Origin of the sequence: Enterobacter cloacae complex sp. P15RS (assembly GCF_014895905.1) — a bacterium.
Lineage (GTDB): Bacteria > Pseudomonadota > Gammaproteobacteria > Enterobacterales > Enterobacteriaceae > Enterobacter > Enterobacter quasihormaechei.
On record NZ_JADBQL010000001.1, the window covers coordinates 1 to 12,580 of the forward strand.

Here is a 12,580-nt window from a genome sequence, read left to right on the forward strand (position 1 = left end):
CTTTAATAGATTACCCGATAAACATTTAAACGCTTATAAAACAGCTGTTGCTGAAATTTCAATTAAAGATAAGAACTGGTCTGATAGTTATTTCTCTGATAAATATGATTCTCTTAGCAAAGAAGCTGAATGGCATTTAAGAGTACATCTCATTGTGGATTTTGTATCTGGAATGACAGATCAGTTTTCAATGGATATGTATCAACTTCTTAAAGGTATAAATATCAAATGAATACCTATCATTATGGGCATATGAAAATAAATAGGCATCCAATTTTATGGGTTTATGATTTGTTAAAATCTTACTATGATTGGGGAATCTTGACATCTGATACAATTTTAAGCTTTAGCCGATACAGATATTATCCACAATCTTTCAAAGACGAAAGAGAAGTTTTTGATTTACCTTTATATAACTTAGATAAATCTAGCCTATTTGATATGTTAATGGATTTGGATGATACACAAGAGCTGTCTCTGAATTCTAACATCCAAACTTTAAATTCAACGTTACACCTCCCTTTAATCGATTTTGGTGGTAAAGATAGCAAATTACTTGAATCAGCATTCAAAGAATTTTGCTCTCTCTGGGGTATGAATTTTCAGATATATAGTAGTGGAAGATCTTATCATGCTTATGGTAATAAATTGCTGAGTGAATCTGATTGGATTAAATTCATGGGAAGCCTGTTGCTTATTAACATTCCTGGATCATCAAAGATAATTGATGATAGATGGATAGGGCATAGGATTTTAGCAGGATATTCGTCTTTGAGATGGAGTAAAAATACCTCTCAGTATAAAAAATACCCAACACATATTGGCATATTGACCCCAAATGGATTTTACGAAAGCCGAGGCGGCGATATGTTCGAAAAGAGTTGGCTGAGATAGCAATTGCAATTCATTGCTGAAATTTTGGCGGAAGATCACAGGAGTCGAACCTGCCCGGGAACGCTGGCGCCCCCAACTGGATTTGAAGTCCAGCCACCTCACCGGAGATGACGATCTTCCGCGCCTGCATTGCTACATGGAGGCGGGCGCATTATAGCTACTTTCAGGCATTTACCACATACCCCACACCACTTTTTTCACCGCTCTTTTGACCTTAACCCCCCTGTTTCAGCTAATTCTTAAGAAAATCCTCAGGTTAGCATTTTGTGCTCACCAACCTTTATCCCGATCACAAAAAACAAGAAACGTAATCTGCTAACCAGAAAACGCAATACCCGCTACTGAAACAATGGTTTAAAAAACGGTAACCGGTCTCAGCGCCCCCTACAGCGTGAAGGATAAAAAGATGAGCGAAGTCCTGTCAGTAAAAGAGAAGATTGGCTACGGCATGGGAGACGCCGCCAGCCACATCATTTTCGATAACGTCATGCTTTATATGATGTTTTTCTACACCGATATTTTTGGTATTCCCGCCGGGTTTGTCGGCACCATGTTCCTGCTGGCGCGCGCGCTGGATGCGATCTCCGACCCGTGCATGGGGCTGATCGCCGACCGCACCCGCAGCCGCTGGGGCAAGTTCCGCCCGTGGATTTTATTCGGTGCTATCCCGTTCGGCATCGTCTGCGTGCTGGCCTACACCACGCCGGACCTCAGCCTCAACGGCAAAATGGTTTACGCCGCTATCACCTACACGCTGCTGACCCTGCTTTATACCGTCGTCAACATCCCGTACTGCGCGCTGGGCGGGGTGATCACCAACGACCCGACGCAGCGTATCTCCCTTCAGTCCTGGCGCTTTGTGCTGGCGACGGCGGGCGGCATGCTCTCCACGGTGCTGATGATGCCGCTGGTGAACCTGATCGGCGGCGACGATAAGGCGTTCGGCTTCCAGGGCGGGATCGCCGTGCTGTCGGTGGTCGCGTTCCTGATGCTGGCGTTCTGCTTCTTTACTACCAAAGAGCGCATCCAGGTGCCGCCAAGCACCACCTCCATGCGGGAAGACCTGCGCGATATCTGGCAAAACGACCAGTGGCGCATCGTCGGCGTGCTGACCATCCTCAACATTCTCGCCGTCTGCGTGCGCGGCGGCGCGATGATGTACTACTGCACCTGGATCATGGGCTCGCCGGAAGTGTTCGTCGCGTTCCTCACCACCTACTGCGTCGGCAACCTGATTGGCTCCGCGCTGGCGAAACCGCTCACCGACTGGAAGTGCAAGGTCAGCATCTTCTGGTGGACCAACGCCGCGCTGGCGGTGGTCAGCGTGGCGATGTTCTTCGTGCCGATGCATGCCACCGTGCTGATGTTCGCCTTTATCTTTGTCATCGGCGTGCTGCACCAGCTGGTGACGCCAATTCAGTGGGTGATGATGTCCGATACCGTCGACTACGGCGAATGGACCAACGGCAAACGCCTGACCGGCATCAGCTTTGCGGGCACGCTGTTCGTGCTGAAGCTCGGCCTGGCGCTGGGCGGGGCGATGATTGGCTGGATGCTGGCAGGCGGCGGCTACGACGCGGCGGCCAAAACCCAGAACAGCGCGACCATCAGCATCATTATCGGCCTGTTTACGCTGGCGCCGGCGATCTGCTACGTGCTGAGCGCCATCATCGCCAAACGCTACTACACGCTGAAAACCCCCTTCCTGACCAAAATCCTGAGCGAGCTGGCGCAGGGCGCGCGCCGCAATCAGCAGGATTTTGAAAACCTGCCGGTCAGCAAAGAATTGCAGAACTAAGAGGACGAAAGCATGAAAATCAGTGATGGAAACTGGCTTATTCAACCGGGCCTGAACGTGACGTATCCGGTTCAGGTGTTCGACGTGGAGCAGCAGGGCAATGACCTGGTGGTGTATGTGGCGCCGCGTGACGTGCGCGAACGCACCTGGCAACTCGACACGTTGATGTTCACGGTGCGCCTGTTTGCTCCGCAGGAAGGGATTGTCGGGGTGCGCATTGAGCATTTCCAGGGTGCGCTGAATAACGGCCCGCATTATCCGCTGAACGTTCTGAAAGACGTGAAGGTCGAGATTGAAAACAACGCCGACTTTGCCGAGCTGAAAAGCGGCAGCGTCAGCGTGCGCGTCACCAAAGGCGAGTTCTGGGCGCTGGATTTCCTGCGCAACGGCCAGCGCATTACTGGCAGCCAGTTGAAAAACAACGGTTACGTGCAGGATACCAACACCGACCGCAATTACGTGTTCGAGCGGCTGGATCTCGGCGTAGGGGAAACGGTCTACGGCCTGGGCGAGCGCTTTACCGCCCTGGTGCGCAACGGCCAGACGGTCGAAACCTGGAACCGCGACGGTGGCACCAGCACCGAGCAGTCCTACAAAAATATCCCATTCTACCTGACCAACCGCGGCTACGGCGTGCTGGTGAATCACCCGGAAAACGTCTCGTTTGAAGTCGGCTCTGAAAAAGTCTCCAAAGTGCAGTTCAGCGTGGAAGGGGAGTATCTGGAGTATTTCGTGATCGACGGCCCGACGCCGAAAGCGGTGCTCAACCGCTATACGCAGTTCACCGGGCGTCCGGCGCTGCCGCCTGCGTGGTCGTTCGGCCTGTGGCTGACCACGTCGTTCACCACCAACTACGATGAAGCGACGGTCAACAGCTTTATCGACGGTATGGCTGAGCGCGACCTGCCGCTGCACGTGTTCCACTTCGACTGCTTCTGGATGAAGGCCTTCCAGTGGTGTGATTTTGAGTGGGACCCGGTAACCTTCCCGGACCCGGAAGGGATGATCCGTCGCCTGAAAGAGAAAGGGCTGAAGGTCTGCGTGTGGATCAACCCATACATCGGCCAGAAGTCGCCGATCTTCCGGGAGCTGAAAGAGAAGGGCTACCTGCTCAAGCGTCCGGACGGCTCCCTGTGGCAGTGGGACAAATGGCAGCCGGGGCTGGCGATTTATGACTTCACCAATCCGGACGCGTGCCGGTGGTATGCCGACAAGCTGAAAGGCCTGGTGGATATCGGCGTCGACTGCTTCAAGACCGACTTCGGCGAGCGCATCCCGACGGACGTCCAGTGGTTCGACGGGTCCGATCCGCAGAAGATGCACAACCACTACGCCTACATTTATAACGATCTGGTGTGGAACGTGCTGAAAGAGACGGTGGGTGAAGAAGAGGCGGTGCTGTTTGCCCGTTCTGCCTCCGTCGGGGCGCAACAGTTCCCGGTACACTGGGGTGGCGACTGCTACGCCAACTATGAGTCGATGGCGGAAAGCCTGCGCGGCGGGCTGTCGATTGGCCTGTCCGGCTTCGGGTTCTGGAGTCACGATATCGGCGGGTTCGAAAACACCGCTCCGGCGCACGTCTATAAACGCTGGTGCGCGTTCGGGCTGTTCTCCAGCCACAGCCGCCTGCACGGCAGCAAATCCTACCGTGTGCCGTGGGCGTACGATGATGAGTCCTGCGACGTGGTGCGCCACTTCACGCAGCTGAAATGTCAGCTGATGCCGTACCTGTACCGTCAGGCGGCGCTGGCCCGCGACTTCGGCACGCCGATGCTGCGCGCGATGATGCTGGAGTTCCCGGACGATCCGGCGTGCGATTACCTCGACCGTCAGTACATGCTGGGGGATGCCCTGATGGTCGCGCCAGTCTTCTCCGAGGCGGGCGACGTGCAGTTCTACCTGCCGGAAGGCCGCTGGACCCATCTGTGGCACAACGACGAGATCGCGGGCAGCCGCTGGCATAAGCAGCAGCACGATTTTATGAGCCTGCCGGTCTACGTGCGCGATAACACGCTGCTGGCGCTGGGTAACAATAACCAGAAGCCGGAATACGCGTGGCACGAGGAGACAGCCTTCCAGCTCTTTAACCTGAGCGATGGCGCAACGGCGGTGAGCGAGGTGCCGGCCGCGGACGGCTCGGTGATGTTTACGCTGAAGGCGTCACGTCAGGGCGACATCGTCACCTTTACGGGCGCAGGCGAGGCGCGTAACTGGTCCGTCTGCTTGCGCAACGTGCAGAAGGTCGGCGGCGTGAAGGGCGGCTCGCACGCGGGCAGCGAGTGGGGCGTGGTGGTGAAAGCGGAGGGGGATGAGGTGGTGGTTCACCTCTGAGCCGTAAAAATGCCCGGTGGCGCTTCGCTTACCGGGCCTACGGTAATTATGATGTTTGATGCCCTCACCCAAACCCTCTTCCCGTGGGAGAGGGAACCAAAACCTCGTAGGCCGGGTAAGGCGAAGCCGCCACCCGGCTTTTTACTGTGCCGGAGCCACCGCCGACACCACGCCGCCGGTCATCGTCTGCTGCACCTGCTGTTTATCCATATTTACCGCGCTCAGCTTCCCATTCACCGTCGGCTTCAGTGGCGCATTCGCCTGCACGCTGCCGCTGGCGGTGAGCTGAATATTGCCGTCCCCCGCAATCGGCAGCGCTGGCCAGCCCCATTGCTGCAATACGTTGAGCGGTACGCCGCGCCCGTTCAGGCTCACGGTGGTTTGCCGCTGGGGCAGCTGTGACACGGTGGCGGTCGCTTCCAGGATCCCTTTCTCGGTAAAGGCGCTCAGGTCGGTAATATTTACCGTCGCGGCGTTGGCGTTCAGCGCCAGCGACGGGCGTCGCACGTCGACGCGGTTAAAGGTTGCTGCCGCGCCGTTCAGGGTTGCGTTACCGCCCCATATGCCCCATTTGCGATCTTTCGCCAGCCGCAGATTTGCGCCATAGCCGTCAAGGGAGGTGATCTGCCACGGGAAGGCAGGATCGATGTCGATCACCAGGTTGCGGCTCAGGCCAAATTTTTTCAGCGTCACGCTGTTCAGCCATGCCGGGAGCGGATCCATCCACAGCGTTTTCCAGTTTTCCGGAAGCGTATATTCCAGCCCGGCAATGGCAACGTCATCCAGCACCAGCGCCTGACCCTCGCGCAGCCAGTTGCCGGAGGTGCGCACCATGCCCCCTTCCCAGCGGGAGGTGAACTGACGCAGCGCAATGCCCTGAGGCGAGAATTCCGCGTTCAGGATGGGATCAAACAGATGCAGCGAGCCGTAAATAAACTCGCTGGCGTTCATGGATAACCGTCCCTCCTGGCTCTGCCAGTCACCTTTACTCAGGGTGAGGTTACGCAGGCTGAGATCGAGGTCGGTTACCGCCCAGTCAGGCCCCTGTAGACGGGCATCGGTCACGTCCAGCCGCCCAATCTGTAACGAAGGCAGGGTGACGATTGGGGCGAAGAAATCCAGCAGCGATTTGTCGCTCTGCAAGCGGATCTCATTCAGACGCAGGGTATCAATCACCCAGCTGCCATCGGCATTACGCTGGGCAGAGCCCGTCAGGGAGCCGCGCCCCATATCGGCGCCGATGGTGTTAAGCACCACCTCATTGCCGTTCAGCTGCCCCTGAATCAGCACGTTATTCGCCGGTATGCCGTTGAGCGTGAGCGAGCCGGCGCTCATCTGAATGCGCGCGTTTTTCCCCAGCACGTTACCCGCCTCGGGCTGCCACGGGCTGACGCCGCCCGTGACCTTTTGTGCGCTGAGATCCCACGCCGTGTTCGGGCTGTTAAAGGCCATGTTATTCAGTTGCAGACGGTCGGCCTGGAACGGCAGCGGCGCCGTCTGCGGCGATAAGTTCAGCGTGCCGTCGGACAGGGTGATGGCGTCTACGTGCAGCGGGTCGGTGATTTGGCGACTGCTTAAGCCGATATCCACCTTTTTAGCGACCAGCGTGGCCGGTTTGCCATCTCGTCCGAAGGTGACGTTTTCCAGAAGGATGTGAGAAGGGGATGAAAATCGGTGATCCATCAGGTCAAAGTTGAGCTCGTAATCGGTATTCACCGTGATCCAGCTGCTGACCTGCGATGCGCCCCAGCGGGTCTGGAGCAGAAAATAAAAGGCGAGCACTACGATGAGCAGGGCTACCAGAAGATAGATGAGCAGCTTTCCAATAAATTTCATGGTCTTCCTTCCCGCGAAACGTACATAAAGGTGTTATGCACGATTTATGCGCAATGCTCAAGGCGGGAATGGTGTAAAGAGGTGTCACGGCAGGCATTGACAGCCTGCCGTGAGGGAGATCAGTTCTTTTCAGGCGGAAAAACGAGGTTCAGCACGATAGCGGTAATACCGCCCGCGGCGATGCCGGAAGAGAGCAGGTTTTTCACCCAGTCCGGAGCAAACTGCAAAATCATCGGCTGCTGGGAGACGCCCAGACCCACGGCGAGCGACAGCGCGATAATCATGATTGCGCGGCGGTTCAGCGACTCGCGGGAGACGATACGCACGCCGGAGGCGGCAATGGTGCCAAACATGACCAGCGTCGCGCCGCCCAGTACCGGCTCAGGAATGTGCTGCACAAACCCGCTCACTGCCGGGAACAGCCCGAGGACGACCAGCATCAGCGCCACCACGAAGCCCACGTAGCGGCTGGCCACGCCGGTCAGCTGGATCACGCCGTTGTTCTGGCCAAAGCAGGAGTTCGGGAAAGTGTTGAATACCGCCGAGACAAACGAGTTCATCCCGTTTGCCAGCACGCCGCCTTTGAGGCGTTTCATGTACAGCGGGCCAGAGACCGGCTGCTCGGAAACGTCGGAGGTGGCGGTGATATCGCCGATGGTTTCCAGCGAGGTGATCATAAAGACCAGCATCAGCGGCAGCAGCAGACTCCAGTCGATGCCCAGGCCGTAGTAGAGCGGCGTTGGCACGGTAATCAGCGCGCTGTTGGTCGGCGCGGTGTTTTCCGGCAGCATACCCAGCGCCCACGCCAGCAGGTAACCGGCCGCCATGGCGATCACCAGTGATGCAACGCGCAGGTACGGGTTACGCTGGCGGTTGAGCAGAATAATGATCGCCAGCACCACGCCTGCCAGCAGCAGGTTTTTCGGGGCGCCAAAGGTATGGTCGCTCATTGCCGCGTAGCCGCCCCCGATGGAGGTCAGGCCTACCTGAATCAGCGACAGGCCGATAATCATCACCACCACGCCGGAGACCAGCGGGGTGATCACCCGGCGCGCCAGGTGCAGAACGCGGGAGATAATCATCTCCGTGCAGCTTGCCAGCATCAGGGTTCCAAAAAGCGCCGCCATCATGGTCGGCACGTCCGCGCCGCCGGTTTTCAGCGCCGTACCGCCCATGATCAGCGGTGCCACAAAGTTAAAGCTGGTGCCCTGAATCGACAGCAAGCCCGATCCCACCGGACCCCAGGCTTTAATTTGAATGATGGAGGCCACGCCGGAGGCGAACAGAGACATACTGATGATGTGCTGCGTATCCTTTGCCGGTAGCCCCAGCGCCTGGCAAATCAGCAGCGCCGGCGTGATGACCGCCACGAACATCGCCAGCAGGTGCTGACAGGCGGCAAAGAGGGTTTGAGGCAGCGGGGGACGATCTTCAAGGCGGTAAATCAGTTCGCTGTTTTGCTTCTGCGCAATCGGTTGCGCATCAGAAGACTCCAGAGTGTTAACAGACATCGGCGGCAATCCCACGGTGGAAAAGCGGGCATTTTAGCTGACGACCTGGTAAAAGCAAACGATTGCCAGCAAAAAAAAGAGAGAAAATCTGCCGGTGTGAGCAGGTTTTCTACAACCAACAGGAAAAAAAAATTACACTTTTCGCGCCGGCGGCTCATGACGAGCATCACCCGGCCCAGGATAACGCCGCGTGTGTATGGAACACGCGCATAACAGGAGCCTTCTATGATTCATCTCGATACGTTGTCGACCCTTGTTGCCGCAACGCTGGTTCTTCTGCTTGGTCGCAAGCTGGTACACAGTGTTTCCTTTCTGAAAAAGTACACCATTCCTGAACCCGTCGCCGGTGGATTGCTGGTGGCGCTGGCCCTGCTGGTGCTGAAAAAAAGCATGGGCTGGGAAATCGATTTTGATATGTCCCTGAAAGATCCGCTGATGCTGGCCTTCTTTGCCACTATCGGCCTGAACGCCAACCTGGCAAGCCTGCGTTCAGGCGGCAAGGTGCTGGGCGTTTTTCTGATTGTCGTGGTGGGCCTGCTGCTGATGCAAAACGCCATCGGCATCGGTATGGCGTCGCTGCTGGGGCTGGATCCGCTGATGGGCCTGCTGGCGGGGTCGATTACCCTCTCAGGCGGCCACGGAACGGGCGCGGCGTGGAGCAAGCTGTTTATCGAACGCTATGGCTTTGAAAACGCAACGGAAGTGGCGATGGCCTGCGCGACCTTTGGTCTGGTGCTTGGCGGCCTGATTGGTGGCCCGGTGGCGCGCTATCTGGTGAAACACTCCACCACGCCGGAAGGCAGACCAGACGATGAAATGGTCCCGACCGCGTTTGAAAAACCGGACGTTGGCCGCAGCATCACCTCGCTGGTGATGATTGAAACCATCGCCATGATTGCCATCTGCCTCACCGTGGGCAAAATCGTTGCGCAATGGCTGGCGGGAACGGCGTTCGAACTGCCTACCTTTGTCTGCGTGCTGTTTATCGGGGTGATCCTGAGTAACGGTCTGGCGCAGATGGGCTTCTACCGCGTCTTTGAACGCGCGGTGTCCGTGCTCGGGAACGTCAGCCTGTCGCTGTTCCTGGCGATGGCGCTGATGAGCCTCAAGCTGTGGGAACTCGCCTCGCTGGCGCTGCCGATGGTGGCGATTCTGGCGGTGCAGGCCGTGTTTATGGCGCTGTATGCCATCTTTGTCACCTGGCGGATGATGGGCAAAAACTACGATGCGGCGGTGCTGGCGGCAGGACACTGCGGGTTTGGACTGGGGGCAACGCCAACGGCCATCGCCAACATGCAGGCGATCACCGAACGGTTCGGCCCGTCGCACATGGCGTTCCTGGTGGTGCCGATGGTGGGCGCATTCTTCATTGATATCGTCAACGCGCTGGTGATTAAGCTCTACCTGATGCTGCCGATGTTTGGCTGACCGTCAGGCGTTGGAATACCGCTCGGTTTCCGGCATCCAGCGTTCAATCAACGCTGCCGCCTGTTCGGGGTAGCGTTCATGAATATGGCGCGCAAGGCGTTGTACTTCGGGGATCATGGCCTGATCGCGCAGCAAATCCGCCACTTTAAATTCGGCGTTACCCGTCTGACGCGTGCCCAGCAGTTCGCCCGGGCCGCGGATCTCCAGATCTTTTTGCGCAATGACGAAGCCGTCATTGCTGTCGCGTAAGACCTGCAACCGCATCTGCGCGGTTTTCGACAGCGGGGCTTTGTAGAGCAGCACGCAGTGAGAGGCGACTGCGCCACGGCCCACGCGGCCTCGCAGCTGGTGGAGCTGCGCAAGACCCAGGCGCTCCGGGTTCTCAATAATCATCAGGCTGGAGTTTGGCACGTCCACGCCCACTTCAATGACCGTCGTGGCGACCAACAAATGCAGCTCGCCCTGCTTGAACGACTGCATCACCGCCTGCTTCTCGGCGGGCTTCATGCGCCCGTGCACCAGACCAACGTTCAGCTCCGGCAGGGCGAGTTTCAGCTCTTCCCACGTGGCTTCGGCAGCCTGGGCTTCCAGCAGCTCAGACTCTTCAATCAGGGTACAGACCCAGTAAGCCTGGCGGCCTTCCTGCGTGCAGGCGTTGCGCACACGGTCAATAATGTCGCTGCGGCGCGTGTCCGGAATGGCGACCGTGGTCACCGGCGTACGGCCCGGCGGCAGTTCGTCGATAGTGGAGGTATCCAGATCGGCATAGGCCGTCATCGCCAGGGTGCGCGGGATAGGCGTGGCGGTCATGATCAGCTGATGCGGATGGAAGCCCTGTTGCAGGCCTTTCTCCCACAGCGCCAGACGCTGATGCACACCAAAGCGGTGCTGTTCGTCGATAATGACCAACGCCAGGCCGTTAAACTGCACCTGTTCCTGGAAAATAGCGTGTGTGCCGACAATCATCTGCACCTGCCCGCTGGCAATGGCCTCCTGTTGCGCAAGACGCGCTTTGCCTTTTTGCTTTCCGGCCAGCCAGCCCACTTCGATGCCCAGCGGGGCGAACCAGTTACGGAAATTGTTGGCATGCTGTTCGGCCAGCAGTTCCGTCGGCGCCATTAGCGCCACCTGCTTGCCGTGGGCGATGGCGCGTAACGCGGCCAGCGCGGCGACCAGCGTTTTACCGGAACCGACATCGCCCTGCACCAGACGCATCATCGGCACATCAAGCGCCATATCGCGTTCGATCTCGGCGGTGACCCGCGCCTGTGCGCCGGTGGGTTTAAACGGGAGTGAGGCCAGCAGCTTATCTTTGAGTTCATCGCGCTGGCTTAATGGCTGCGCGTGGAAGCGCTGCGCACCTGCGCGCAGTGCCAGCATGCTCAGGTTATGAGCCAGTAATTCCTCAAGGATAAGACGCCGTTGGGCGGGGTGTTTACCGCTTTCTAAATCAATAAGCTGAAGCGTTGGCGGTGGACGGTGCAGGGTGCGCAACGCCTCCGGCAGGCTCATCATGCCCTGCGCCAGCTCCGGTGGCAGCAGCTCGTTAATGGCGCAGGTATCGAGCAGCTCCAGCGCCTGGTCGGTGAGCTTGCGCAGCGTTGCCTGCTTGATACCCTCGGTGGTCGGATAGACCGGCGTGAGCGTCTCCTGTAGCTCAGGTGAGCTAAGATCGCCCTGCACGCGGTATTCCGGGTGGATCATCTCCGCGCCGTATTTGCCACGTTTCGCTTCGCCGTACGCGAGCACACGTCGTCCGGTGGCAAGGCTGTTTTTCATCGCCGCGCTGAAGTTGAAAAAGCGCAGGGTAAGAATACCGGTCCCGTCGCTGATCTGGCAGGTCATCATCCTGCGTCCGCCAAAGGTGATGTTGCAGTTCAGCACTTCCCCTTCAACGGTGGCGTAGATGGCAGGCAGCAGATCGCCAATCTTATAAAGCTGGGTGCGGTCTTCGTAACGCAGGGGGAGGTGGAGCAGGAGATCCTGCACGGTGTGCAGGCCAATTTTGGCCAGTTTACTGCTTTGTGCCGCACCCACGCCCGTCAGGCTGTTGAGCGGTATGGCGTCCAGCAGGCGGCCTTTCATCTTTTACCCTGCGTACTGCATGGTGGACCACCACTCGGCATCGGCTTCAATTTCGCCCTGCGCGTTGACGTGGGGGTAAGGCAAATTCTTCTGCTTCGCAACGCGAGCCAGCACCGGATAGCCACCTTCAAACAGCAGGCGCTGCTGCTCATCTTCCGGCAGCATGCTGTTGCTGCGCTCGTACATTCCGGCGTTCTGACGCTGGCGCTGCGCTTCGTACAAAATCAGCGCAGAGGCGACCGACACGTTGAGCGACTGGACCATGCCGATCATCGGAATGATGATGTCCCGATCGGCCAGTTCCAGAGCTTCCTGCGTGATCCCCGTTTTCTCCTGGCCCATTAAAATACAGGTTGGACGGGTATAGTCGATCTCACGGAAATCCACGGCTTTAGCAGAGAGGTTGGTTGCCAGAACCTGCATACCACGCCCTTTCAGGTGCGAGACCGCTTCACCAATGCTCTGGTGCGTTTTAACGGAGACCCAGCTGTTGCTGCCTGCGGCGGTGGAGGCCATGGTACGCATACGCGCGCCCGGCCAGACGGCGTGTACTTCATGCACGCCGACGGCATCTGCGGTGCGAACGATAGCAGAGACGTTATGAGGTTTATGGACCTGCTCCATGCAGACCGTCAGATCAGGCTGACGCCTGGCGAGCATTTCGCAGATTCGCTCGTAACGTTTTGAATTCATAATG

8 protein-coding genes, 1 tRNA gene and 1 pseudogene are annotated in these 12,580 nt (G+C 57.6%); 5 read left to right on the forward strand and 5 right to left on the reverse strand.

The annotated features are described in order from the left end of the window. Window positions 1-232: pseudogene (locus tag IM267_RS00005) on the forward strand (deoxyguanosinetriphosphate triphosphohydrolase); the annotation flags it as partial. Then, window positions 229-894, forward strand: coding sequence for a hypothetical protein (locus tag IM267_RS00010; RefSeq protein WP_193032424.1), 666 nt, complete (start codon window positions 229-231; stop codon window positions 892-894). The pseudogene IM267_RS00005 and the gene IM267_RS00010, both read left to right, overlap by 4 nt. A gap of 25 nt (window positions 895-919) precedes the next feature. Here IM267_RS00010 and IM267_RS00015 read toward each other — a convergent pair. Beyond that, a tRNA-Sec gene (locus IM267_RS00015) sits at window positions 920-1,014 on the reverse strand. Window positions 1,015-1,300: 286 nt separating this feature from the next. Here IM267_RS00015 and IM267_RS00020 point away from each other — a divergent pair. Both IM267_RS00020 and yicI read left to right on the forward strand, forming a co-directional pair. Beyond that, window positions 1,301-2,692: a glycoside-pentoside-hexuronide family transporter gene (locus IM267_RS00020; RefSeq protein ID WP_193032425.1), complete on the forward strand. Its 1,392-nt coding sequence runs from the start codon at window positions 1,301-1,303 to the stop codon at window positions 2,690-2,692. Between the two features lie 12 nt (window positions 2,693-2,704). Beyond that, window positions 2,705-5,023 (forward strand): alpha-xylosidase, encoded by a 2,319-nt coding sequence (gene yicI / locus IM267_RS00025; protein WP_193032426.1) that lies wholly within the window; start codon window positions 2,705-2,707, stop codon window positions 5,021-5,023. 141 nt (window positions 5,024-5,164) lie between these two features. Here yicI and IM267_RS00030 read toward each other — a convergent pair whose 3' ends face one another. Continuing rightward, window positions 5,165-6,859: an AsmA family protein gene (locus IM267_RS00030; RefSeq protein WP_193032427.1), complete on the reverse strand. Its 1,695-nt coding sequence runs from the start codon at window positions 6,857-6,859 to the stop codon at window positions 5,165-5,167. A gap of 119 nt (window positions 6,860-6,978) precedes the next feature. Continuing rightward, window positions 6,979-8,370, reverse strand: a complete 1,392-nt coding sequence (locus tag IM267_RS00035; protein ID WP_193032428.1) for an NCS2 family protein — start codon at window positions 8,368-8,370, stop codon at window positions 6,979-6,981. Between the two features lie 225 nt (window positions 8,371-8,595). Here IM267_RS00035 and gltS point away from each other — a divergent pair, with 225 nt between their 5' ends. After that, window positions 8,596-9,798 carry a sodium/glutamate symporter gene (gene gltS, locus IM267_RS00040; protein WP_006812438.1) on the forward strand — a complete coding sequence of 401 codons (1,203 nt, stop codon included), beginning with the start codon at window positions 8,596-8,598 and terminating at the stop codon, window positions 9,796-9,798. Window positions 9,799-9,801: 3 nt separating this feature from the next. On the opposite strand, the gene recG is transcribed toward gltS, so the two are convergent. Then, window positions 9,802-11,883, reverse strand: coding sequence for an ATP-dependent DNA helicase RecG (recG, locus tag IM267_RS00045; RefSeq protein WP_193032429.1), 2,082 nt, complete (start codon window positions 11,881-11,883; stop codon window positions 9,802-9,804). A gap of 3 nt (window positions 11,884-11,886) precedes the next feature. Beyond that, on the reverse strand, window positions 11,887-12,576 hold the full coding sequence (trmH, locus tag IM267_RS00050; RefSeq protein WP_193032430.1) for a tRNA (guanosine(18)-2'-O)-methyltransferase TrmH: 690 nt from the start codon (window positions 12,574-12,576) through the stop codon (window positions 11,887-11,889). Window positions 12,577-12,580: the final 4 nt, after the last annotated feature.